General features: G+C 63.2%; 21 protein-coding genes and 1 pseudogene. 12 read left to right on the forward strand and 10 right to left on the reverse strand.

From position 1 onward, the window contains the following. Positions 1–28: 28 nt before the first annotated feature. Entirely contained in the window at positions 29–1,519 is a 1,491-nt protein-coding gene (locus ACFWEM_RS08360) for a dolichyl-phosphate-mannose--protein mannosyltransferase (protein WP_378532786.1), read from the reverse strand. 92 nt (positions 1,520–1,611) lie between these two features. Between ACFWEM_RS08360 and rsmI the strand changes: the two genes are divergently transcribed. Continuing rightward, on the forward strand, positions 1,612–2,442 hold the full coding sequence (rsmI, locus tag ACFWEM_RS08365) for a 16S rRNA (cytidine(1402)-2'-O)-methyltransferase (RefSeq protein WP_378446442.1): 831 nt from the start codon (positions 1,612–1,614) through the stop codon (positions 2,440–2,442). Here the strand turns inward: rsmI and ACFWEM_RS08370 are convergent. Continuing rightward, positions 2,439–3,686, reverse strand: a complete 1,248-nt coding sequence (locus ACFWEM_RS08370) for a DUF2786 domain-containing protein (protein WP_378532663.1) — start codon at positions 3,684–3,686, stop codon at positions 2,439–2,441. The two genes, rsmI and ACFWEM_RS08370, sit on opposite strands and share 4 nt — an antisense overlap. Positions 3,687–3,767: 81 nt before the next feature. Then, entirely contained in the window at positions 3,768–5,366 is a 1,599-nt protein-coding gene (gene metG / locus ACFWEM_RS08375) for a methionine--tRNA ligase (RefSeq protein ID WP_378446444.1), read from the reverse strand. Positions 5,367–5,387: 21 nt separating this feature from the next. Between metG and ACFWEM_RS08380 the strand changes: the two genes are divergently transcribed. Both ACFWEM_RS08380 and ACFWEM_RS08385 read left to right on the forward strand, forming a co-directional pair. Continuing rightward, a complete protein-coding gene (locus tag ACFWEM_RS08380; protein WP_378532665.1) occupies positions 5,388–6,215 on the forward strand; it encodes a TatD family hydrolase in 828 nt (275 codons plus the stop codon). Positions 6,216–6,292: 77 nt separating this feature from the next. Then, positions 6,293–6,682, forward strand: a complete 390-nt coding sequence (locus tag ACFWEM_RS08385; protein ID WP_378532666.1) for a DUF6578 domain-containing protein — start codon at positions 6,293–6,295, stop codon at positions 6,680–6,682. A gap of 40 nt (positions 6,683–6,722) precedes the next feature. Here the strand turns inward: ACFWEM_RS08385 and ACFWEM_RS08390 are convergent, their stop codons facing one another. Further along, on the reverse strand, positions 6,723–7,490 hold the full coding sequence (locus ACFWEM_RS08390) for an amino acid ABC transporter ATP-binding protein (protein WP_378532669.1): 768 nt from the start codon (positions 7,488–7,490) through the stop codon (positions 6,723–6,725). Then, entirely contained in the window at positions 7,487–8,935 is a 1,449-nt protein-coding gene (locus tag ACFWEM_RS08395; protein WP_378532670.1) for an amino acid ABC transporter substrate-binding protein/permease, read from the reverse strand. The genes ACFWEM_RS08390 and ACFWEM_RS08395 overlap by 4 nt, the downstream gene beginning before the upstream one ends. 236 nt (positions 8,936–9,171) lie before the next feature. Between ACFWEM_RS08395 and ACFWEM_RS08400 the strand changes: the two genes are divergently transcribed. The 3 genes from ACFWEM_RS08400 to rsmA are packed head-to-tail and all read left to right on the forward strand — an operon-like array spanning position 9,172 to position 12,366. Then, positions 9,172–10,296: a transglycosylase family protein gene (locus tag ACFWEM_RS08400; RefSeq protein ID WP_378532788.1), complete on the forward strand. Its 1,125-nt coding sequence runs from the start codon at positions 9,172–9,174 to the stop codon at positions 10,294–10,296. A gap of 33 nt (positions 10,297–10,329) precedes the next feature. Next, positions 10,330–11,457, forward strand: coding sequence for a transglycosylase family protein (locus tag ACFWEM_RS08405; RefSeq protein ID WP_378532672.1), 1,128 nt, complete (start codon positions 10,330–10,332; stop codon positions 11,455–11,457). Positions 11,458–11,466: 9 nt separating this feature from the next. Continuing rightward, the gene (gene rsmA / locus ACFWEM_RS08410) at positions 11,467–12,366 is read left to right on the forward strand and encodes a 16S rRNA (adenine(1518)-N(6)/adenine(1519)-N(6))-dimethyltransferase RsmA (protein WP_003946263.1); all 900 of its coding nucleotides are present in this window, start codon (positions 11,467–11,469) and stop codon (positions 12,364–12,366) included. Positions 12,367–12,427: 61 nt separating this feature from the next. Here the strand turns inward: rsmA and ACFWEM_RS08415 are convergent, their stop codons facing one another. The 3 genes from ACFWEM_RS08415 to ACFWEM_RS08425 are packed head-to-tail and all read right to left on the reverse strand — an operon-like array spanning position 12,428 to position 15,820. Continuing rightward, positions 12,428–14,689: a heavy metal translocating P-type ATPase gene (locus tag ACFWEM_RS08415; RefSeq protein ID WP_378532674.1), complete on the reverse strand. Its 2,262-nt coding sequence runs from the start codon at positions 14,687–14,689 to the stop codon at positions 12,428–12,430. Continuing rightward, a complete protein-coding gene (locus ACFWEM_RS08420) occupies positions 14,689–15,603 on the reverse strand; it encodes a hypothetical protein (RefSeq protein ID WP_378532676.1) in 915 nt (304 codons plus the stop codon). Before ACFWEM_RS08420 ends, ACFWEM_RS08415 begins: the two co-directional genes overlap by 1 nt. A gap of 7 nt (positions 15,604–15,610) precedes the next feature. Next, complete coding sequence (locus ACFWEM_RS08425) at positions 15,611–15,820, reverse strand: heavy-metal-associated domain-containing protein (protein WP_378532678.1); 210 nt, start codon at positions 15,818–15,820, stop codon at positions 15,611–15,613. A gap of 314 nt (positions 15,821–16,134) precedes the next feature. Here ACFWEM_RS08425 and ACFWEM_RS08430 point away from each other — a divergent pair, with 314 nt between their 5' ends. After that, entirely contained in the window at positions 16,135–16,338 is a 204-nt protein-coding gene (locus ACFWEM_RS08430) for a cold-shock protein (RefSeq protein ID WP_003946232.1), read from the forward strand. Positions 16,339–16,434: 96 nt separating this feature from the next. Here ACFWEM_RS08430 and ACFWEM_RS08435 read toward each other — a convergent pair whose 3' ends face one another. Further along, positions 16,435–17,403 carry a helix-turn-helix transcriptional regulator gene (locus ACFWEM_RS08435; protein WP_378532679.1) on the reverse strand — a complete coding sequence of 323 codons (969 nt, stop codon included), beginning with the start codon at positions 17,401–17,403 and terminating at the stop codon, positions 16,435–16,437. A 97-nt stretch (positions 17,404–17,500) separates the two neighbouring features. Between ACFWEM_RS08435 and ACFWEM_RS08440 the strand changes: the two genes are divergently transcribed. The 4 genes from ACFWEM_RS08440 to ACFWEM_RS08455 all read left to right on the forward strand — a co-directional run bounded on the left by ACFWEM_RS08440 (position 17,501) and on the right by ACFWEM_RS08455 (position 22,120). Then, a complete protein-coding gene (locus ACFWEM_RS08440; RefSeq protein ID WP_378532681.1) occupies positions 17,501–18,481 on the forward strand; it encodes an ABC transporter ATP-binding protein in 981 nt (326 codons plus the stop codon). Positions 18,482–18,518: 37 nt separating this feature from the next. Next, on the forward strand, positions 18,519–19,295 hold the full coding sequence (locus tag ACFWEM_RS08445) for an ABC transporter permease (RefSeq protein WP_378446454.1): 777 nt from the start codon (positions 18,519–18,521) through the stop codon (positions 19,293–19,295). Positions 19,296–19,376: 81 nt separating this feature from the next. Then, positions 19,377–20,312, forward strand: coding sequence for a 4-(cytidine 5'-diphospho)-2-C-methyl-D-erythritol kinase (locus ACFWEM_RS08450; protein WP_378532683.1), 936 nt, complete (start codon positions 19,377–19,379; stop codon positions 20,310–20,312). Next, positions 20,312–22,120 (forward strand): ABC-F family ATP-binding cassette domain-containing protein, encoded by a 1,809-nt coding sequence (locus ACFWEM_RS08455; protein ID WP_003946255.1) that lies wholly within the window; start codon positions 20,312–20,314, stop codon positions 22,118–22,120. Before ACFWEM_RS08450 ends, ACFWEM_RS08455 begins: the two co-directional genes overlap by 1 nt. Here ACFWEM_RS08455 and ACFWEM_RS08460 read toward each other — a convergent pair. Then, positions 22,117–22,614, reverse strand: a complete 498-nt coding sequence (locus ACFWEM_RS08460; RefSeq protein WP_378532685.1) for a TetR/AcrR family transcriptional regulator — start codon at positions 22,612–22,614, stop codon at positions 22,117–22,119. The two genes, ACFWEM_RS08455 and ACFWEM_RS08460, sit on opposite strands and share 4 nt — an antisense overlap. Before the next feature lie 288 nt (positions 22,615–22,902). Here ACFWEM_RS08460 and ACFWEM_RS08465 point away from each other — a divergent pair. After that, positions 22,903–23,100, forward strand: a pseudogene (locus ACFWEM_RS08465) (HNH endonuclease); the annotation flags it as partial.

The raw sequence follows: 23,100 nt of genomic DNA on the forward strand, positions 1-23,100 counted from the left end.
GGGTTCGGTGCCTCCTTCTTTTGTCCTGTTACTTCCAGCTCGGCAACCACAGGTGGTTCTGCCACGATTCCGGCGTGATCGGCATGGCGGTGAGTATCGGCCAGAGGTAGACGAAGTTGGCCACGACCAGACCGATGTACAGGCTGACCGCAAGAAGTCCGGTGGTACGACGCTCGACGGAGGCGCTCGCCTTGCCCAGAACGTCACCGAGGACGAGCGCAAATCCCATGACCATGAACGGGGCGAGCGCAACGGCGTAGAAGTAGTACATCTGGCGGTCCAGCGTCGCGAACCACGGAAGGTAGGCGGCACCGTAACCCGTCAGGACCACTGCGTATCGCCAATCCCTGCGCACGAACGTCTGCCAGATCGCCCACGCCAACATAGGCAGGGCCAGCCACCACATCGCCGGTGTGCCGATCAGCATCACGGCCTTGACGCAGCTGGCGGCCCCGCAACCGGTGACCTGCTCACCGTCGGCGTAGTAGTAGAGCATCGGTCGCAGCCCCATCGGCCACGTCCACGGTTTCGACTCCCACGGGTGGTGGTTTCCGGCGGAGTTCGTCAGACCGGCATGGAATTGGAGAACGTTTCCGCTGTAGTACCAGAGTGAGCGCAGCGCGGAGGGGATGAAGGTCCACGTGCCGCCCTCGCCGATCTCGTTACCGACGGCGTGACGGTCGACGCCGGTCTCGCTGGTGAACCAGGCCCAGTAGCTCGCGAGGTACACACCCAGCGGAATGATCACCAGCGCATACAGAGCCGGTCCGATGTCGCGAACTGCAGTGCCGACCCAGGGGCGCTGCACGCGGTAGGCGCGGCGCGCTGACAGGTCGAAGGCAACACTGAGCAATCCGAAGAACAGAATGAAGTACATGCCGGACCACTTGGTTCCGCAGGCCAGACCGAGCAGGATGCCGGCGCCGAACCTCCACCACCGGAAACCCAGCCGCGGACCCCAGGCCGAATCGCCGATTCGGCCCTCTTCGTATACCTTCGCCATCCGTTCGCGGACTTGGTCGCGATCAACCACCAGGCATCCGAGAGCGGCGAGGACGAAGAAAGCCAGGAAGATGTCGAGCATCCCCAGGCGTGAGGAGACGAAGGTGACGCCGTCCACGATGAGCAGGATTCCGGCAATCGCGCCGATCAGCGTGGAGCGCGTCATGCGGCGCACGATCCGGATGATCAGCAGGACCATCAGTGTCCCGACCAGGGCCGACGAGAATCGCCACCCCCAACCGTTGTAACCGAAGAGCGCTTCTCCGATCGCGATCATCTGCTTGCCGATCGGTGGGTGAACCACCAATCCGTAGCCGGGGTTGTCTTCGATGCCGCCGCCGGTGAGAACCTGCCAACCCTGCGGAACGTAGTGCTTCTCGTCGAAGACCGGGGTGCCGGCGTCGGTCGGATAGGCGAGCATCGTGAAGCGTGTGATTGCCGCGATGGCGGTGATGAAAGCGGTGACGATCCAGCCGCGCAATCTGTCGGTCGGGCCGAAATCAGGATCCGGTACCATCGGCCCGGGACTACGCACTACCCGATCGCTCGTGGCGGGCGTTGGCCGCTCGTCCGTCTGCACAGTCACCTGGCAATCGTAGGCTGTCAGGTATGACTGGTCGTTTGGTACTCGCCGCAACACCCATGGGAGATGTCGGTGACGCGTCTCCGCGTCTTCGGTCTGCTCTCGCAACCGCCGACGTCGTCGCTGCGGAGGACACACGACGCACCAAGTCTCTGGCGTCCGCGCTCGACGTAACCATCACCGGAAAGATCGTCAGTTTCTACGATCAGGTCGAGATTTCGCGGCTGCCTGCGCTGGTCGCCGACGTCGCCGAAGGCAAGACCGTCCTTCTGGTCACAGACGCAGGCATGCCGTCTGTCAGCGATCCTGGATACCGCCTCGTTGCCGCCTGCGTAGCCGAGAACCTCGCCGTCACGTGCCTTCCCGGTCCGTCGGCGGTGACGACAGCACTGGCCCTCTCGGGTTTGCCGGTGGAGCGGTTCTGCTTCGACGGATTCCCACCGCGTAAGCAGGGGCAGCGCAAGACATGGCTCTCGGCCTTGGCAACCGAGCAGCGAGCGTGTGTGTTCTTCGAAGCACCCCATCGCCTCGCCGACTGCCTCGCAGATGCGGTGGAAGTTCTCGGGCCGAATCGGCGCGCGGCCGTGTGCCGGGAATTGACCAAGACTTACGAGGAGGTCAAGCGCGGCACTCTCGGGGAGTTAGCTGCCTGGGCGGCCGAGGGTGTTCGGGGCGAGATCACGGTGGTGCTCGAAGGCGCCGTGCTGGTGGCATCCGATCCTGCCGATCTTGTCGACGAGGTGGAAAGGCTGGTCGAGGGGGGAACCCGCTTGAAGGACGCCTGCGCTCTGGTCGCGACGGCCGGAGTATCCAAGCGTGAGTTGTACGAGACGGTTCTGGCCGCTCGCAAGGACTAGCGGGAGCGGTGCACTGCTGGCGCACCGGGACGCAGGTTGGCGTCGTCGGCTGCTGCCTGGCCGGCGTGCCAACCTTCGGCGTCGACGGAGCGCCCGCGAGTCTTGCGGGTTGTCGGGAACAGTCGATCGAATTCGGCGTCGACAGCCTCGGACGTGGTGGCGAGGATCGGTAGAAGATCCGCGACGTCCATCGATGCTGCGTCGGCCGCTTCAGCTGTTGCCTTGGTGCCTGCGTCGCGTAAGCGGTGTCCGATTCGGCTGGCAAAACCAGCCAGGAACCCCTTGCGGAACGATGTGGTGCGGGAGCCGCCGCGATTGCTCGAATCGGCGAATTGCATTGCACGGGTTGCCTGTACAAGTAGTGAAGTGAACAGCATGTCGACTTGCTGAAGGTCGACCGGAGTGCCGACGACGGTCGCGAGCGCGATATCGCTGAACCACACCGTCCTGACACGATTCGATTCGCCGATCTCGGTCAGGAGGTGAACTTTTTCTTTCACGTACGGGTTCTCGATGTGAATGCGTCGTGCATTCACGGACGTGTCGGTGACCCCGGCGCGACTGTGGAGCAGTGCGGAATCGATCGCGTATCGCGTCATCAACTCCTGGGCCTTCGCGGTGAAGATCTCGGCTTCTTCCGCGAAGTTGGTGGCTTCGGCTTTGGCGAGTAGCCCACGAATTCGCTTGAGTACCTTGGCGTCGACCTCGGTGTCACCGACGCCGGCATTGCTGGTGTGGGTGCGTTGCGACGGCCAGGTGGATGGTGGCGCGAGCAATACCGTCCACTGAGGTAGGCGCATCCATGATCGTGTGACATCGACGATCTGCGAAACAAGGAAGTAGGGGTCCTGGAACAGTAGGCCGGCTGCGAGGGAGCGGAAAGCGTCGTCGTCCACGGTGATTCGAGAGGCGACGCGCCGAGACTTCGGGTACTGCTCGCCGATCGTCTGCAACTGCCCCACCCACTCGAGTGGGGCGCGATCCGACGCGCGGGATGCGTTCGCGTCGAACAGGATGGTGGTGGCAGCGAGATCGGCGTCGGACGCGTCTTTGCTTCGGCGAGCCAGATGGATCAGATCTGCCGGTTGCCATCCGCGTTCGTAGGCGGCCGTCAGTTCGCTGACGAGACCCTGCGCCGCAGAGACGGATTGAGGGCTGACCTCCTGAGTGGACACCCGTGCTCCGTTCCAAGGCAGTGTCTGCGCCGAAGCGCTGGTTCGAATGTATGTTCTATTCGTAGTCATGGCTGGAGTGTGCACGTGGGGTCCGACACATCCGCCGGTAGACGGATATTTCGGACCCCACGTGCGGCACTCGTGCCTAGATCATTCCTCGACGAAGCGGGGGAAGACCGGTGCCGGAGCAGGCAGTTTCCGGTTCGCGTCGATGCGAACCGCGATGTCGGTGAACTGACGGTTCTCTTCGCTCTGCCCAAGCAGATCGAGGATGCGTGACGCCGCGTCGGGCATGACGGGCTGAACGAGAAGGCCGACGATACGGACAACTTCGATCGTCACGTAGAGGACCGTTGCCATCCGTGCCGGATCGGTCTTGCGCAGAACCCACGGTTCCTGCTTGGAGAAGTACCGGTTGGTCTCTCCGAGGACGCCCCAGATGGCTTCCAACGCGAGATGCAGCGCTTGCACGTCGAACTCGCTGCGGCACTTGGCAAGCAAGGCATCCGCCGACGCCAGCATCGCCAGGTCGTCTTCTGTGAACTCGCCGGGGGTGGGGACCTGGGCGTCGCAGTTTTTCGCGACCATCGTCAGTGAACGCTGTGCGAGGTTGCCCAGTTCGTTGGACAGGTCTGCGTTCATGCGAGTCACGATTGCTTCGTGGCTGTAGCTGCCGTCCTGGCCGTACGAGATCTCGCGGAGCAGGAAGAAGCGGACCGCGTCGAGGCCGTACTGATCGACCATCGCGATCGGATCGACCACGTTGCCGACCGACTTCGACATCTTCTCGCCCTTGTTGTACAAGAACCCGTGGACGAAGACTCGTTCCGGCAGTTCGATGCCGGCCGACATGAGGAACGCCGGCCAGTACACGGTGTGGAACCGTGTGATGTCCTTGCCGATGATGTGCAGGCTCGCGGGCCAGAACTTCTTGAACTCCTCCGAGTCGACGTTCGGATAGCCCACGCCGGTCAGGTAATTGGTGAGGGCGTCGACCCAGACGTACATGACGTGGTCGGGGTCGCCGGGAACCTCGACGCCCCAGTCGAACGTAGTGCGCGAGATCGACAGGTCCTTGAGGCCGCCCTTGACGAAGCTGACGATCTCGTTGCGGCGAGTCGTGGGGGCGATGAACTCGGGATGCTCTTCGTACAGTGCGAGGAGACGGTCCTCGTACGCCGAGAGACGGAAGGTGTAGTTGGACTCCTCGGTCCACTCCACCGGCGTACCGGTCTCGGTGGACTGACGGGTGCCGTCCTCGAGAAGCGTTGTCTCGGCTTCGGTGTAGAAGGCCTCGTCACGAACCGAGTACCACCCCGAGTACGTGTCGAGGTAGATGTCGCCCGATGCGGCCATCTTCTCCCAGATCGCCTTGCTGGCGACCTGATGATCTGCGTCGGTGGTGCGGATGAACCGGTCGTACGAGATGTTCAGGACCTTGTCGAGGTTCTGGAACACGTCGGAGTTCCGAGCCGCGAGTTCGCGGACGTCGATGCCCTCTTTGATCGCTGTCTGCTGCATCTTCAGACCGTGCTCGTCGGTGCCGGTCATGAAGAACACTTCATGTCCGTCCAACCGCTTGAAGCGGGCGAGCGCGTCCGAGGAGATGTACTCGTACGCGTGGCCGATGTGCGGAGCGCCGTTGGGATACGCGATCGCTGTCGTGATGTAGAACGGCGGTCGTTCCGCGCCTTCCGAGGCGGCGGAGTCCGGGCGCGGGGTCTGGGAGGGTGAGGCAGGCACAGTCATGGTGCGCTTACTCTATCGGGCGTGAGCAAAGACCGTCCCGCCCCCGATGCCCCTGAGCCCTTGTCGCCTCTGATCGACGCCCATACACACCTTGACGCGTGTGGTGCGCATGACGCTGCAACCGTGGCCGAGATAGTCGATCGAGCCGAGGCAGTCGGCGTCGGGCGAGTCGTCACGGTGGCCGACGACCTCGACGCCGCGCGATTTGCCGTCGACGCGGCTCATTGGGATTCGAGGGTCTACGCAGCCGTCGCAATCCATCCGACCAGGGCAAACGTTCTTGATGCCGGCACCCGAGCCGAGATCGAGCGTTTGGCGTCCGATCCACGAGTCGTTGCCGTGGGGGAGACCGGGCTGGATCTCTACTGGCCCGGCAAGCTCGAGGGGTGCGCCACCATCGAGGAGCAGATCGACGGTTTTCGCTGGCACATCGACTTGGCGAAGCGTCTGGGCAAGACGCTGATGATCCACAACCGCGAAGCCGACCAGGACTTGCTGCGGGTGCTGAACGAGGAAGGCGCACCCGAGACGGTGGTGTTCCACTGCTTCTCCTCGGATTCGGAGATGGCGCGGGAGTGCATCGACGCCGGGTACGTGCTGAGCTTTTCGGGAACCGTCAGCTTCAAGAACGCGAAAGCACTGCGTGAGGCTGCGCTGCTGGTGCCGTCGGATCAGCTGATCGTCGAAACGGATGCGCCATTCCTGACGCCGCACCCGTTCCGCGGGGCGCCCAACGAGTCGTACTGCCTGCCCTACACAGTGCGTGCGCTCGCCGACATCCGCGGTGAGGATCCGCAAGCTCTCGCGGCAGCGTCCACGGCGACAGCGGAGCGCGTCTACAAGCTCTGACGCTATGGTGGTCTGACAGGTAACTCCGCGCCCGGGACCGTCGTGTCCCGGCCCGTCTACTGCGCGGGGTATTTCAGATGAATGACTACAACGTGGTCACAGTCCGCATCGAAACGTGGGAATTCGAGTGCTGTGCACCGTTGCCGGTGGTCGGCGAAAAATCTGCGTGGGCTTTGCACCCGATAGATGAGTCGCAGTGGTTCGACGGGACGGTTCATGGAGGAATCTATCCCGACGACGTGGATCCTACGGCCGGGATCGTTCTCGCGATCCGACTCGAGCGCGGCGAATTTGTCGAACACGAACCCAGGCACTGGGTATTGGTACCTGGGAGCACCGATCACGTTCGAGTCGAGAAGGTCCCACCACATTTTCGCGGGATGTCATCGCTCGTTGCCGGTCGGCGCGGCTGGATGGAGACGGCCGTTGTCGTCGAATTGGCCACCACCTGTGCGCCTTTCCGGTAGTCCCCACTACCAAAAAGGCGCACAGGGGGCTTGCCCCCCTCTAGAGAACCTTCGCCAGGAAGTCCTGGGTCCGCTGCTGCTGGGGGTTGCCGAACAAGTTCTCCGGCTTGCCTTCCTCGACGATGTACCCGTCGGCCATGAAGATGACCCGGTCGGAAACCTCACGGGCGAAGCCCATCTCGTGGGTTACGACGACCATGGTCATGCCCTGCTTGGCGAGGTCGCGAAGAACCTGCAGAACCTCGCCCACCATTTCGGGGTCGAGGGCGCTGGTGGCCTCGTCGAACAGCATGATGTCGGGGCTCATCGCCAACGCGCGTGCGATGGCGACACGTTGCTTCTGCCCACCGGACAGGCTGGCGGGCTTGGCATCTGCCTTCTCTGCGAGGCCGACCTGGCCGAGCAGTTTGACGGCGATCTCGCGAGCCTGTTCCTTGGACGATCGGCCGGTCTGCACCGGGGCGAGCATTACGTTTTCGACGACGCTCATGTGTGGGAACAGGTTGAAGTGCTGGAACACCATCCCGATGTGCTGGCGCACCTTGTCGATGTCGACGTCCTTGTTCGTGAGATCGAACTGATCGACGCGCACGGAACCTGCGGTGATGTCTTCGAGGCGGTTGAGGCAGCGCAGGAAGGTGGACTTGCCCGAACCGGAAGGTCCGATGACGCAGACCACTTCACCGCTCTTGATGTCGACGTCGAGGCCTTTGAGAACCTCGTTGTCGCCGAACGACTTCTTCAGTCCCTGGACCGAAATCTTGACCTCGGTGTCGGACTTGCCCATGTTGACGGCTGTTTCGGTCACTTGTTGATCCTCTTCTCGAGGCGGTTCGACAGCTTGGTGAGCGCCATGATGATGATGAAGTACATGACGCCGATGATCAGCCACATGTTGAACGACTGGAAGTTGCGCGCGATGATGATGCGCCCCGTCTGAGTGAGCTCGGCAAGTCCGATGACCGACAGGATCGACGTGTCCTTGAGGGTGATGACGAACTGGTTGATGTACGACGGGATCATCGTGCGAATTGCCTGCGGCATGATGACTTTTCGCATCGACTTCATGTAGCTGATGCCCAGGCTTCGTGACGCTTCCATCTGTCCCTTGTCGACGGACAGGATGCCGCCGCGGACGATTTCAGCCATGTACGCGCCGGCGTTGAGCGAGAGCGTGATGATGCCTGCCGTGAAGGCGGACATCTGGAAATGCAGAGCCGCCGGGATGCCGAAGTAGATGAAGAATGCCTGCACCAACAGTGGTGTGCCGCGGAAGATGTCGACGTAAGTCGTGCCTATTCCTCGGACGAACATATTGGTCGACACCCGGCAGAGACCGAAGATCGCACCGAGTACCAGAGCGATCGCGATCGAGACGACCGAGAGGACGATGGTCAGCCACAGACCCTTGAGGAGCTGGGGGTAGGTGCTCTTGATCAAGCCGATGATCGAGTTGTCCGACGTCGATGCACCCTGACCGAGGTAGGTCGAGACGATTTCGTCGTACTGGCCGTCGTCGCGCAGGTTCTGCAGTCCGGCGTTGAACATCTCGAGCAGTTCGGCGTTCTGGCCCTTGTTGACGGCGAAGCCGTAGCTCGCGCCCACCTCTTTTTCGGTGACGGTCTTGAGGCCGTTGCCCTGCGTGATGCCGTAGGCGAGGACGGGATAGTCGTCGAAGACGGCGACGGAGTTTCCGGTTCGGACCTCGTCGTACATGCTGGCGGAGTCAGCGAAATAGACAGTGGTGAAACCGTATTGGTCCTTGATGGACTCGGCGAAGCTGGCGCCCTCGGTGCCGTTCTTGACGGCGACGCGCTTGCCCTTCAGGTCTTCGTACGACTTCACGTCGTTGTCGGTCTCGAGGACGGCCATCTGCACGCCCGACTCGAAGTACGGGTCGGAGAAGTCGAAGACCTGCTTGCGGGCGTCGGTGATGGACATGCCGGCGATGACGCCGTCGGCCTGCCCCGCCTGCACGGCCTGAAGGGCCGCGTCGAAGCCGAGCTGCTTGATGTCGACCTTGAAACCTTGGTCCTCGGCGATCGCATTGAGCAGGTCGATGTCGATGCCGACGAGTTTGCCGTCTTCGTTCTCGAATTCGAACGGGGCGAATGTCAGATCGGTGGCGATCGTGTAGGTGCGACCGGGTTGCGCGCTCGCGATTCCGGGGGCGAACAGCGCTGCGATCAGCGCCAGCAGGATGGCCAGGATCGGCCACCTGGCATTACGTGGTCTGTCGAATCTTCTTCGCACTATCGCCCAGCTTTCTTCTGTCGCGCCCGGGATCGCCGGACTGCTTTGAACCAGACGAGAACATACTGCGCCCAGAGCTGAATCGATACACGGGTATCGGAGCCGGAAAGTGCAGAACACACGACACGCCGTTGCCGTTCCGTGACAAAAGTCGCATTTCGTTGTGATTTGGTTGCCGATACAACGCTCGGTCGTTACCGTATTGTGATCGAACGTCGTCTGCCTTGGGATTTCCTGTGTCGCCTTTTGCCAAGATCAACTCCACGAAGTCACCACTTCTCTACTCAGTGGTGGGTGCGTTGCTTCTGACGCTCATCGTCGGGGGTGCGCTCGCCGTAGTTCGGCACAAGACGATCACCCTTGATGTCGACGGCGACATGATCTCGCTGTCCACGATGTCGAGCAGCGTCGGGACAGCTCTCGAGGACGCCGGATACCCGGCCGATCCCAAGGACGCTCTCGCTCCCAGCGCCGATTCCTCCCTGTCCGACGGCGATACTGTCGTACTGCGCCGTGCCCGTGAGTTGGCGCTGACCGTCGACGGTCAGCCGACCACCATCTGGACCACCGCATTGACGGTCGATGAGGCCTTGAAGCAAGTAGATGTTTCCGACGACTTCGCAGTTTCGGCTTCGCGCTCGCATCGTCTGCCCCTCGAACGGACCGAACTCGACGTCGTCAGCCCGAAGACCGTCAGCGTCAGCGACGGCGGCGCTCCCGCGTCGGAGATCAAGCTCGCCGCTGTGACCGTCGGTGATCTTCTCGCGGCGAAGAATGCGCCACTCGAGCAGGCCGACTCGGTTGTTCCCACCGCTGACACACCTGTCACCAACGGCTTGACCATCCAGGTCACCCGCGACCGCACGGACACTCGCGTCGAGACGCAGCCGATCGCGCCGCCCGAGAACAAGGTCGAAGATCCCGAGCTCGAGAAGGACAAGACCGTCGTCGAGAACCCGGGTGTTGCGGGCGAGCGCACGGCCACAGTCGAGGTCAAGACCGTCAACGGCGTCGAGGCCGGACGAACCGAACTTTCCGCGACCGTGATCAAGGAACCGGTCGCAGCAGTAGTGAAGGTCGGCACCAAGCAGACTTCCACACCCGCCGTGTCCAACGCGTCGACGTGGGACTCCATTGCTCAGTGCGAAGCGACCGGAAACTGGGCCATCAACACCGGAAACGGCTTCTACGGCGGACTTCAGTTCACCCAGAGCACCTGGGAGGCATTCGGCGGCGGTCAGTACGCGGCTCGCGCCGACCTCGCATCACGTGAACAGCAGATCGCGATCGGCGAGAAGGTCCGCGCCGGTCAGGGTTGGGGTGCGTGGCCGTCCTGCACCAGCAAATTGGGCCTGCGCTGACCCGCCCTCACTCCACACAGAACTCAGGAACCCATGTCACCGTTCGCCAAGATCAACTCGACCAGGTCGCCGTTGTTGTACTCGGCGATCGCCGCGCTCCTGCTGACCGTCCTCGTGGGTGGTGTTCTCGCTGTAGTCCGGCACAAGACGATCACCCTCGACGTCGACGGTGAGCAGATTCGCCTGAGCACCATGTCGACCAACGTCGACGGCGCTCTCGAGGATGCGGGTTACCCGATCGGCGACAAGGACGCAGTTGCTCCCGCGGCCGACGCTTCACTGTCCGACGGCGACACCGTGGTGCTCCGTCGCGCGCGAGAGATCACGCTGACGGTCGACGGTCAGCCGCAGAAGCTCTGGACCACCGCTTTGACCGTCGACGACGCGTTGAAGCAGTTGGACGTCGCGGCGGATGTGCACGTGTCGGCTTCGCGCTCGCAGCGTCTTCCGCTCGACGGCGCCGCGCTGGACGTGCTGACACCGGTTGTCGCAAAACTGGTCGACGGCGCAAACGCGGCAGCAGACGTGCGTATCGCGGCTCCGACGGTAGGGGAGTTCCTCACCGCAAACGGAACGCCGCTCGAGCAGTCGGACACGGTTGTTCCCGCCGCAGATGCTCCGCTGACCGAGGGCCTCGAGGTCACGGTGACGCGTAACCGCACCGAGAACAAGACCGAGACCTTGCCGCTCGATCCGCCGGATCAGCGCATCGAGGATCCGACGATGAACCAGAGCCGTACGACCGTCGAGAACCCGGGCGTTCCCGGCGTGCGCGACGTGACGTTCGCCGTCAATCTCGTCAACGGTGTCGAGGCCGGACGCACGCAGGTGGCGGAGACGATCACCACACCGGCTCAGCCGAAGGTCGTGCGTGTCGGAACGAAGCCGGGCACCGAGGTGCCGCCCGTGGAGAACGGTTCGACGTGGGATGCGCTCGCACAGTGCGAGGCAACCGGTAACTGGGCTATCAACACCGGCAACGGTTTCTACGGCGGCGTGCAGTTCGATCAGAACACCTGGGAACGACAGGGCGGGTTGAAATATGCGGCCCGCGCCGACCTCGCCACCCGTGAAGAGCAGATCGCGATTGCGACCCAGACGCAGCGTACTCAGGGCTGGGGCGCATGGCCGTCGTGCTCGGGTCGCCTCGGACTGGGATAAGTTCTACTGGTGTCAGACGCCGAACAATCGAACGAACCCATCGCTACTCCGCGCGGGCAGGCAGCCCTGCTCGGTCCGGTCGAGGTGCGCGCTCTTGCCGAGGAATTCGGTGTCCGACCCACGAAACAGTTGGGGCAGAACTTCGTTCACGACGCCAATACCGTGCGACGCATCGTCACCACCGCAGGCGTCACTCGTGACGACGTCGTCCTCGAAGTAGGGCCCGGTCTCGGTTCGCTGACGATGGCGCTGATGGACGTGGTCGATCGGGTCATCGCGGTCGAGATCGATCCCAACCTCGCGGCCCGCCTCCCCAAGACGGTGGCCGAGCGAGCGCCGGAACTGGCCGATCGCCTGACCGTCGTCGAAGCCGACGCGATGCGGGTGTTGCCTTCGCAGATTCCCGGCGAGCCGACCGCGCTTGTCGCGAACCTGCCGTACAACGTCGCGGTGCCGGTGCTGTTGCACCTGTTCGCGTCGCTTCCGAGTCTGCGGACCGCACTCGTGATGGTGCAAGCCGAGGTTGCCGACCGCCTGGCGGCTGATCCGGGAAGCAAGATCTACGGCGTTCCCAGCGTCAAGGCCAACTTCTTCGGCGAGGTTCGCCGCGCCGGTGCCGTCGGACGCAACGTGTTCTGGCCGGTGCCGAAGGTCGAATCAGGACTGGTTCGTATCGATCGGTACGCGGAGCCGCCGTGGCCGATGGACGAGAAGCACCGCAAGCAGGTCTTTGCGGCTATCGACGCCGCATTCGCGCAGCGCCGCAAGACTTTGCGTGCCGCGCTCAGTGGTTGGGCAGGTTCGCCGGCCGAAGCCGAACGACGGCTCCTCGCTGCGGGCATCGAGCCACAGACGCGTGGCGAGATGCTCGACGCAGCAGCGTTCGTTCGGCTGGCTGGAGGCGAATAGCCCCGTGCGCGGTTAAGCAGTGCAGGGACTCCCTAACCGCGCACAGGGGGCTTGCCCCCTGCTATTTGAACCGCCGCAACCTCAGGCTGTTGCTCACCACGAACACACTGCTGAATGCCATTGCGGCACCGGCGAGCATCGGGTTGAGCAGGCCGGCCGCAGCCAGCGGGATCGCTGCCGTGTTGTAGGCGAATGCCCAGAACAGGTTGCCCTTGATGGTCTTGAGCGTCTTGCGGGACAGTCGAATTGCATCGGCTGCCGACCGCAGGTCACCGCGCACCAGAGTGATGTCGCTGGCCTCGATCGCAACGTCGGTACCCGTGCCCATCGCCAGGCCGAGATCGGCCTGAGCCAGGGCTGCCGCGTCGTTCACGCCGTCGCCGACCATGGCCACGACGCGTCCTTCCGCCTGCAGTTTCTTGACGGCGTCGACCTTGTCGGCCGGCATGACCTCGGCGAACACGGTGCTGATTCCGACCTGATCCGCGACAGTGCGGGCGACAGTGGCGTTGTCACCGGTCAGCAGAACCGGTTCGAGGCCGAGTGCCTTCAACTGCGCGATCGCTTCGGCGCTCGTGTCCTTGACCGCGTCCGCGATCACGAGGATGCCGCGTGCCTTGCCGTCCCAACCCACCGCGATTGCGGTGCGCCCGGCCTTCTCTGCTGCAGCCTTCGCCTCGCGGAGATTTTCCGGCAACGGCATCGACCAGTCGGCGAGCAGCGCGTCTCGGCCGGCGACGACGGCGTGACCGTCGACCATTCCCTGTACGCCGCGCCCGGCGACGTTCACGAAATCCTCGACCGTAGGCAATTCGCCCACGGCTTCGGTCGCACCCTTCGCGATCGCTGCGGCGATGGGGTGCTCGGAGCGATGTTCGAGTGCGCCCGCCAGTCGAAGGACCTCGTCGACGGTTGTTCCTTCGCCCACCACGGTGTCCAGCAATGTCGTCTGACCGGTAGTGACGGTTCCCGTCTTGTCGAGCACGACGGTGTCGACTGCGCGCGTCGATTCGAGCACCTCGGGTCCCTTGATGAGGATTCCCATCTGAGCTCCGCGACCCGTGCCCACCAACAGGGCTGTGGGCGTTGCCAATCCGAGGGCACAGGGGCACGCGATGATCAGCACGGCGACCGCAGCGGTGAAGGCCATCTCGATAGGGTTACCGGTACCGAGCCAGTAGCCCAGTGTCGCAACGGCAATCGCGATGACGACCGGCACGAAGATACCGGCGATCCGATCGGCGAGGCGCTGAACTTCGGCCTTGCCGTTCTGGGCGTCTTCGACCAGTGCCGCCATCTGGGCGAGTTGGGTGTCGCTCCCGACCCGGCTTGCCTCGACGGTCAAGGCTCCACCGACGTTGACGGTGGCGCCGACGACAGTGTCCCCGACACCGACTTCCTCAGGCACGGATTCACCCGTCAACATGCTCATGTCGACGGCTGAGCGGCCCTCGGTGATGATGCCGTCGGTGGCGATCTTCTCGCCAGGCCGGACGATGAAGGAGTCGCCCGCTGCCAGTTCTTCGGCGGGGATTCGTACTTCGACGCCGTTGCGCAATACCGCGACGTCTTTCGCACCGAGCTCCATGAGTGCGCGTAGTGCGGCGCCGGACGTGCGCTTGGACTTGTGCTCGAAGTAGCGTCCGGCCAGCACGAAGGTGATGACGCCCGCGGCAACTTCGAGGTAGATGTTGGCGCTGCCGTCCATCCGGTCGACCGTCAGTCTGAACGCGTGCTTCATCCCCGCTTCGCCCGCGGTGCCGAAGAACAGTGCGTAGAGCGACCAGACGAATGCCGAGATGGTGCCCAGGGAGATGAGCGTGTCCATCGTGGCGGCGCCGTGACGCAGGTTCACCCAGGCGGCACGGTGGAAGGGAAGGGCCGCCCACACGATGACCGGCGCGGCCAGCGTGAGGGAGAGCCACTGCCAGTTGTCGAACTGCAGCGCAGGAACCATCGCCATCGCGATGACCGGTACTGAGAGCAGAGTCGAGATGATCAGGCGGGTGCGAAGCTCGCGCAGATCGCGATCCTGCGGGGTTTCCGCGTCCGGGTCGACGGTGTCGGGCGCGCTCGGCGGCTTGGGGAGCGCGGCGGCGTAGCCGGCATTCTCGACGGCAGTGACCAAATCTTCGACGGGTACCCCGTCCGGGAAAGTGACCTTGGCCTTTTCCGTCGCGTAGTTGACGGTGGCTGTGACGCCGTCGATCTTGTTGAGCTTCTTCTCGATTCGTGACGCGCAGGAAGCGCACGTCATTCCGGTGATCGCGAGTTCGACGCTACTCGAGTTGGCAGCATTGTCGACCGCAGTCGGTGACGTCATCAGTGCCCTCCCTCGTGATTGTCTGGAACTGAAGCTGCGGAAGTGCCTGCATCAACCGTGAATTCGGCGGTGCGAACCACTCCTTCGTGTTGGAAGTCGAGGAAGAGGCGATACGTTCCTTCGCTCGGCGCCTGTGCATGGAAGGAAATGTCCGGACCGGGAGCAGTGACGCCGTCGCCCGGCTCACCCTCGGGGTGAACGTGCAGGTAGGCGAGGTCGCCGGTGCGCAGAGCGACAAGGTGACCGTAGGCACCGAGGTACGGATCGAGATCGGTGACCGGGGCTCCGTCGCGAGCAACGCTCAGCGTGATCGGGCCGCCGGCAGTGGTCAGATCACCGTCGAGAGTCACGGTGTATCCGTCGACAGTTGCGGTCGCACTCTTCGCCGGCAGCGGAGCAGGAGCGAATTCGCCTGCCACGTCGAAGTTTCGGCCGAGTGTCAGTTGGGTGCCGTCGGTGGGGTCGAAGTCCGCGAAGACTCGGTAGGTACCGGCGACAGGCCAGGTCCAGTCGATCGACCAGGTGCCGTCTGCGGCGAGCGAAGGATGCACGTGGCGGAACTCGCTGGTGTCGTTTCTGACGACGATGAGGTGGAGCTTCTTCTCGTGCAGAAGGTCGAAATCGACGACGGGCTCGTTGTTGCTGTCGAGAATCCGGAAGGTCAAGGTTCCCGGCTCCCCAGCTCGATCGGGTGCGGTCACTTCGGTGAGTGTGTAACCGCCGGAGGAGACTTCGAGCCCTGCGGGTGTTGCCGAATCCATGCCTGGCATCGATTCGGTGGTTGATTCGTGGGTGCTGTGCTGGGTAGTGGACATGTCTATCGGGCTTCCGATTGCGGCCCCCACACCGAGGGCGGCGCCGAAGACGGCGACCAACCCTACGGCGTAGGCGGCAAGTGTTGTCGAGGTGCGCACAGCTGACTCACCTTGGTACGACTGCGTAGCCGGCTTCGTCGACTGCTGCGACGACGTCGGCTGCGGAGACGGGAGCGTCGCTGGTGACAACGACGCGTCCGCTCGCCAATTCGACATCCACCGCGGTTACGCCCGCGATGTTGCCGATCTCTTCCTTGACGGATCCGACGCAGTGTCCGCAGGTCATTCCGGAAACGGTGTATTCGGCGGTGGTCATCGCAGATCCCTTCGGTTGTGGAAAACTCATTTTACGGATACCCGGTGTAGGTATCGCCCTGCCATCGAAGGTACCCCCAGGGGGTATGCCTGTCAACGGGTTGGTCAGTGATGAAGGCCTCAGGGAAGACAACACGGCGGATGTGTGGTCTACTTGTGTTGGTCGTAAGTGTTTGTGTTTGTGTTTCCACGCTCGCAAATGGTTAGGTTGCGAGCGTTTGGACATCCTCCACGGATTTGTCTCAGAACGGTCGTAGTAAGTGACCCGGGCGGTCGAAGCGACTGCCTGTTGACACTGTGTTAGAGGAGATTTACATGGCAGAGGGCATCGTGAAGTGGTTCAACTCCGAGAAGGGGTTCGGCTTCATCGCTCCCGAAGACGGCAGTGCTGACGTCTTCGTTCACTACTCCGAGATCCAGAGTGGCGGCTTCCGCACTCTCGAGGAGAACCAGCGCGTGGCGTTCGAGATCGGTCAGGGCAACAAGGGCCCGCAGGCCACCGGCGTTACCATCGTCTAAGACGTCCTTGTAAGTCGGGCAACCGACGCATGACGTACTGACAAGACCCCAACTCTTCGGAGTTGGGGTCTTGTTGCGTTTGGGTGAAAAGCGCTGTCACGCATCGAGATACCGCTGAGTGGCGACCGCCGTTTCCGCCGCGATGGTCCGGCATTCTTCGCGGAGTTCAGGTGGATTGACGACGGTGAAATCGACGTCGAAAGCCCTGAGCCAGTGTGCGATCGACCGTAGGGAGGTGCCCGAAAGCACTATGACGCAACGCCCTTCGTCGGTGGACTCCACTGATCCCCACTGTTCGCTGACCATGGGTGCCACCTGCTCGATGGGTGCGTGCAGTAGAACTGTTGCGCGCGTGGAGGAATAGGCCCGAGCGACACCGCGGGAAACGAAGTCTGCTGCACCGCCCGCAGGTAGTTCCCGAGGCGTGAACCGCGGACCGGTGGGGATCTTGGGTTCCATCCTGTCGACGCGAAATGACCGCCAGTCTTCGCGAGCGAGATCCCAGGCCACCAGGTACCACCGAATACCCGACCGTACGAGCCGATACGGTTCCACGTCGCGCCGGCTCTGTGTGCCGTCGTGTGTGCTGTAGTCGAATCTCAAGCGTTCGTGGTTGTGGCACACGGACGCGATGGCGGACAGGACCGACGCATCGACCGCGCTGGCTGCCGGTTCGCGTGGCACGACGTCGATCGACAGTGACTCCAGACGGTGCCGCAGCCTCGACGGCATGATCTGACGCAGTTTCGCCAGCGCGCGCATCGAGGCCTCGCCGATGCCGACCACGGAGCCGGTCGCTCCGGACTGCAAGGAGAGCGCCACCGCGAGCACTTCCTCGTCATCGAGCTGTAGCGGGGGCATCTCCGCGCCGGCACCCAGGCGATATCCGCCGCCGACGCCGACCGTTGCGTCGACGGGGTAACCGAGATCGCGGAGGCGGTCCACGTCACGTCGAACCGTGCGCGGGGTAATCGCGAGTTTGTCTGCGAGTTCGGCACCGGACCAGTCTCGACGCGTCTGGAGCAGTGACAGCAACCGCAGTAGGCGAGCCGATGTCTCCTTCATGGCAAGAAGTCTGCCAAACATTTAGGACCGTATGAGTCCTCAATTGAATTTAGGTTGGTCCATATCCGACCAGTCGAGCAGAAATTGGGGCCACATCATGAGCAGACCGATGATCGAGACGAAGGCGCTCACCAAGCACTTCGCTCAGGGCAAGAAGCTCGTGGAAGCAGTCAAGGGAGTCACGCTCGACGTAGCGGAGGGCGAGTTGGTCGCCTTGCTGGGGCCGAACGGTGCCGGAAAATCGACGACGTTGCGAATGCTGACCACCTTGCTCGAGCCCACCTCCGGCAGCGCGCGAATCGCAGGATTCGACATCTCCGCGGCACGAAACGAGGTGCGCTCGAGCCTTGGATACGTCGGACAGGGGAACGGCGCCGGCCACAACCAGCGGGTTCGCGACGAGTTGGTGACGCAGGGGTTGTGCTACGGAATGTCCAAGGCCGATTCGCAGGTCCGGGCCGACGAGTTGCTGGGTGATCTCGAACTCACCGATCTGGGCACTCGGAAGGTCAGCACTCTGTCGGGCGGGCAGCGCAGGCGGCTCGATATCGCTCTGGGTCTGGTCCATCGCCCACCTCTTCTGTTCCTCGACGAGCCGACCACGGGAATGGACCCGCAGAGTCGGGCCAACCTCTGGGACCACATCCTCCGCTTGCGGCGCGAGATGGGCACGACGATCGTGCTGACCACGCATTACCTCGAAGAAGCGGATTCGATGGCAGAGCGGGTCATCGTCATCGACGAGGGCACTGTCATCGCGGACAACACCGCTGCCGCACTCAAGGCGGATCTTGCGGGAGATCATCTTCTGCTCACCTTCGACAGCGCCGAGGCGGCAAGCGTCGCAGCGTCGGTGGCAGAGCAACTTGTCACAGTCCGGGAAGTCACTGTCGACGCAAGCGCGGTGAGTATCCGTGCCGGCGAGGGTGATTCGACGCTGCCGGTATTGCTGCGTGAAGCGGATGCCCGAGGTGCCCGCGCTCTCACCGCCGACATCACCAGGCCGACTCTCGACGATGTCTTCCTCACCCTCACCGGTCGCAGCCTGCGCGAGAGCGCCGCCGCGGTCGCTTCCTGAAACCACGACAAAGTACTTCGAAGAACAGGAATCTGCCATGACAATCACACTCGATACCCCACGTACCGTGCACGGCAACATCGTTCGAGACAGCGCAATCGTGATGGGTCGTGAACTGCGACCGATGTTGCGCGACCCGGTCAGCGTCATCTTCAGCCTGATTCAGCCGCTGATCCTGTTGGCGTTGTTCGGGCCTTTGCTCAAAGGGGTCCCGGGTACCGGTGACGGCGTATGGAATTGGTTCATTCCCGGTGTGTTGGTGATGATCGCGATCTTCGGAACGACGATGACCGGGTCCAACCTCCTGATGGAGATGCAGCAGGGATCGCACGAGCGAATGTTGGTGACTCCGCTCAGACGCTCGTCCTTGTTGATCGGGCGAGCGTGCAAGGAGATGGTTCCGCTTGCCGCGCAGGCGATTTTGATCATTCTGGTTGCACTTCCGCTCGGGTTGGACGTCAACGCAGCGGGCGCCGCGCTCGGGATCGTCCTGCTCGGAGTGTTCGGCGTCGGACTCGGTGCACTCTCGTACGCTCTCGCTCTGGCTGTGCGGGAGCAGGATTGGATGTTCTGGGTCGTTCAGCAGACGCTGATGTTCCCGCTCCTGATCCTGTCCGGAACCATGCTTCCACTCGATGATGCGCCAGGTTGGATGAAGGTCCTCGTGAACGTCAATCCGCTGGGCTATGTCGTAGATGCCGAGCGGGCACTGTTTGCCGGTGACTTCGCGTCGGGCAGCGTTCTGGCAGGAATCGTGGCCGCTGTGGGCGTTGCGGTTGTCGGTCTGGGCGTAGGTGTGCGCGCGGTGAAATAGCGTGGGTGTGCTGGCCGTCGGACGGGGTGCGGCGGTCGCAGGTTTTCGCCCAGGTGTTCGCAGCGCCTATTGTTGTTCCTTGTGCTCTCCGTCGTTCCTCGCCCCGTAGTCGTCCGGGCCCCGTCCAAGGTGAATCTCCACCTTGCCGTCGGGGACCTGCGCGACGACGGCTATCACGAACTGACGACGGTGTTTCAGGCATTGTCGCTGGCAGACACCGTCACGGTGGCGCCTGCGGACACCCTGACCGTGCGGGTTATCGGCGACGACGCCGCGGCCGTGCCTACCGATCGCACCAATCTCGTGTGGCGTGCCGCCGAGATGCTCGCGGTCGAGGGTGGCGTGACCCCGAACGTCGAGATCGTCATCGAGAAAGGCATTCCCGTCGCAGGCGGAATGGCCGGCGGGAGCGCCGACGCGGCCGCCGCGTTGGTTGCGCTCAACTCGTTGTGGAAGCTCGACTTCTCACGACCTGATCTCGACGCTTTCGCGGCACGCCTCGGGAGCGACGTTCCGTTCTCCCTGCACGGTGGCACCGCCCTCGGAACCGGCCGCGGCGAACAACTTGTGCCTGTCTTGACCCGCCACACCTTCCACTGGGTGCTGGCGCTGGCCAAGGGCGGCTTGAGCACACCGGTCGTGTTCCGCGAACTGGACAAGCTGCGGGCCGAAGGTTCCCCGAAACGGCTGGGCAGCGCCGATGCGTTGATTCAGGCGCTCACCACCGGTGACGCTCATCTGCTTGCGCCGCTCCTCGGCAACGATCTGCAGGCGGCAGCACTCTCACTCAACCCGGACCTACGACGGACGCTGCGAGCGGGCGTCGAAGCCGGAGCTTTGGCCGGCATCGTCTCCGGCTCCGGACCGACATGCGCGTTTCTCTGCGCCGACGCACAGTCCGCGGTGGAAGTGAGCGCAGAACTTGCGGGAGCGGGGGTGTGCCGCACCGTTCGCGTGGCGAGCGGACCTGTTCCCGGAGCACGAATACTCGACAATGCGGCAAAGGGACAGCACTGATGGCGAATCTGATCAATCTGGAAAACGTGTCGAAGTCTTTCGGCGTCAAGCCGTTGCTCGACGGGGTCTCCCTGGGCGTCGAGGAAGGCGAGCGCATTGGCGTCGTCGGTCTCAACGGTGGCGGCAAGACAACGATGCTCGAGGTCCTCGCGGGTGTGGAGCAGCCGGATTCGGGACGAGTGAGCCGCGTCGGCGGATTGCGGATGGCCGTCGTGACGCAGCGCGGTGTACTGCCTCCCGGCTCCACGGTCGGTGAAGTGGTCTTGGGGCCGCTCGGAGTAGCTCAGCACGAGTGGGCCGGCGATGCGCGCATCCGTTCAGTGCTCTCGGGTATCGGCATCGACAACCTGGGCGCCGGCGGCGAACGGTCTGCATTGGACGCCAAGGTCGACGGACTGTCCGGCGGCGAGCGCCGCCGCGTCGCGCTGGCTGCAGCACTTGTTCAGGACCTCGATCTGTTGGTGCTCGACGAGCCCACCAACCACCTCGACGTCGAAGGTGTTCAGTGGTTGGCCGAGCACCTCGTCTCACGTCGCAGTGCGCTTGTCGTCGTGACCCACGATCGCTGGTTCCTCGACACCGTCGCCACCCGTACCTGGGAGGTTGTCGGTGGCGGCGTCGAAAGCTACGAGGGTGGCTACAACGACTGGGTGTTCGCCCGTGCCGAGCGTTCCCGTCAGGCCGACGCTTCCGAAGAGCGTCGCCGCAACCTTGCGCGCAAGGAACTGGCGTGGCTGCGCCGCGGCGCTCCTGCCCGTACGTCCAAGCCGAAGTACCGCATCGAAGCAGCAGAGGCCTTGATCGCCGACGTTCCGGCACCTCGTGACGCGGTGGCGCTCGCGTCGTTCGCGCAGCGTCGGCTCGGCAAGGTCGTCATCGAACTCGAAGACGCGCGTCTGGAAACCCCGGACGGCCGCGTACTCGTCGAGGATCTGACCTGGCGTCTGGCGCCGGGCGAGCGTGTCGGCCTGGTCGGCGTCAACGGCTCGGGCAAGACGACGCTACTGCGGACGCTGGCCGGCGAACTCGAGCCCGCAGCCGGAAAGCGCATTCAGGGACAGACCGTCCACATCGGTTGGCTCAAGCAGGAACTCGACGATCTTCCGACCGACATGCGCGTACTCGACGCGGTCAAGGATGTAGCCGAGCGAATCACCCTGGGTGACAAGGAAGTATCGGCTGGTCAGCTCGCTGAGCGGCTGGGCTTCACACCGGCGCGCCAGCGCACACCCGTCGGTGACCTGTCCGGTGGTGAGCGCCGGCGTCTGCAGTTGACGCGTGTTCTCATGGCCGAGCCCAACGTCTTACTTCTCGACGAGCCCACCAACGATCTCGACATCGACACGCTTCAGCAACTCGAGGATCTGCTCGACGGCTGGGCAGGCACCATGGTTGTGATCTCGCACGACCGGTACCTGATCGAGCGAATCTGTGACACCACCTGGGCGCTCTTCGGTGATCGCAAGCTCACCAACCTGCCCGGCGGTATCGAGGACTACCTGCGTCGACGCGCCGCGATGGGGGATGGCGACAACCCGTCAGTTGCCTCGACCGCGAGTGGTGCGTCGAAGAGCAAGCAGGTTCGCGACGGTGCCGCGGATCGCGCTGCGCGCAAGGAGCTTTCGAAGCTCGAGCGGTCCATCGCGAAGTTCGACGATCGTGAGAAGAAGCTGCACGCATCACTGGCCGACGCGGCCACCGACCCGGACAAGCTGCAGAAGCTCGGCGCAGAACTCAAGCAGGTCATCGCCGACAAGGAAGCCGCCGAAGAGCAGTGGATGGAGCTCTTCGCGGAGCTGGACGGCTAGGGGAACTTCGCCCCGAACTTCTTGAAGGTTCGCTCTGGATCCAGGGTTTCCGGCGCCTGCCTGCGCAGCAGTGCGTCCAGAACGAGCCCGTCCAGTGCTGCGACCAATTCCGCTGCATCGGACGAGGTCATGCCGCGTTCGATCAAGATGGCAACAAATCGATCCCGACCACGCACCAGTTCCACTGCGAGGTCGGGATCGTGGAATGACGCGATGATCAGTTCGTAGCGAGCACGAGTGCGACCGGACTCGGGTCCCAGCCATCGGGCCACCTGTTGCTTCGGTGTCTCGCCCGGGCGAGGAAGATCACCGTTCAGAAGATGTCGCACCACTTCGACTATCAGTCCACGTTGGTTTGCGAAGTAGTGCCGTGCGCTGCCGTGTGGCACGCCGGCTTCGTCCTCGACGCCTCTCATCGACCAAGCGCGAAACCCAACCCGGCCCAGTAGTTCGAGCCCAGCGTCCAGAAGCGCTTCTCGCGTCGATTTCTCCACGCAGAGAAGATACCGTGCTAGCCTCTTCTCCACTTGGAGAATTTCTCCGCACGGAGAAGTTGCCGGTGGGTCGAACTGATTGGGGTGAAGCGTGGTCATCTTTTTCGACATCCTGCTTGTGCTGTGCGTTGTTGCGATTGTGAGTTTCGCGGGATACGTCCTCTATCGCGTCGTGTTTGACGGATAGCTGAATGTTGATGTACTTCAACAAGTCTCGAGTCGTGCGCTTTTCTGAAGTTGTCCGTTATGTCCCTGGTTATCGAAAGTATGTTCGATTAAACTTTGAGCATGGACAGTCGGGAAGCGTGGCAGCTGGACGGTGAGGGCCTCAAGAGTGAGGTTCTGGATCTGGTGCGTGTCCGGCACGAGTTGCAGTCGCGGATGGTGTTGCTGATCGTGGAGATGTTTTCCCGGGAGACTGTGGTCGGGAAGGGTTTTCGGGCGATCGCGCAGTGGTTGCATGGTTCGACGAATTTGGAGATCGGT

Source organism: Rhodococcus sp. NPDC060176 (genome assembly GCF_042728675.1).
Taxonomy (GTDB): Bacteria; Actinomycetota; Actinomycetes; order Mycobacteriales; family Mycobacteriaceae; genus Rhodococcus_F.

Excerpts from the sequence above, each read along its gene's own strand:
- ACFWEM_RS08405 (WP_378532672.1), top strand. The coding sequence starts at position 10,330 with ATGTCACCGTTCGCCAAGATCAACTCGACCAGGTCGCCGTTGTTGTAC.
- ACFWEM_RS08415 (WP_378532674.1), bottom strand. The coding sequence starts at position 14,689 with ATGACGTCACCGACTGCGGTCGACAATGCTGCCAACTCGAGTAGCGTC.
- ACFWEM_RS08455 (WP_003946255.1), top strand. The coding sequence starts at position 20,312 with ATGGCGAATCTGATCAATCTGGAAAACGTGTCGAAGTCTTTCGGCGTC.
- ACFWEM_RS08445 (WP_378446454.1), top strand. The coding sequence starts at position 18,519 with ATGACAATCACACTCGATACCCCACGTACCGTGCACGGCAACATCGTT.
- ACFWEM_RS08440 (WP_378532681.1), top strand. The coding sequence starts at position 17,501 with ATGAGCAGACCGATGATCGAGACGAAGGCGCTCACCAAGCACTTCGCT.
- ACFWEM_RS08370 (WP_378532663.1), bottom strand. The coding sequence starts at position 3,686 with ATGACTACGAATAGAACATACATTCGAACCAGCGCTTCGGCGCAGACA.
- ACFWEM_RS08430 (WP_003946232.1), top strand. The coding sequence starts at position 16,135 with ATGGCAGAGGGCATCGTGAAGTGGTTCAACTCCGAGAAGGGGTTCGGC.
- rsmI (WP_378446442.1), top strand. The coding sequence starts at position 1,612 with ATGACTGGTCGTTTGGTACTCGCCGCAACACCCATGGGAGATGTCGGT.
- ACFWEM_RS08385 (WP_378532666.1), top strand. The coding sequence starts at position 6,293 with ATGAATGACTACAACGTGGTCACAGTCCGCATCGAAACGTGGGAATTC.
- ACFWEM_RS08425 (WP_378532678.1), bottom strand. The coding sequence starts at position 15,820 with ATGACCACCGCCGAATACACCGTTTCCGGAATGACCTGCGGACACTGC.
- ACFWEM_RS08435 (WP_378532679.1), bottom strand. The coding sequence starts at position 17,403 with ATGAAGGAGACATCGGCTCGCCTACTGCGGTTGCTGTCACTGCTCCAG.
- metG (WP_378446444.1), bottom strand. The coding sequence starts at position 5,366 with ATGACTGTGCCTGCCTCACCCTCCCAGACCCCGCGCCCGGACTCCGCC.
- ACFWEM_RS08360 (WP_378532786.1), bottom strand. The coding sequence starts at position 1,519 with ATGGTACCGGATCCTGATTTCGGCCCGACCGACAGATTGCGCGGCTGG.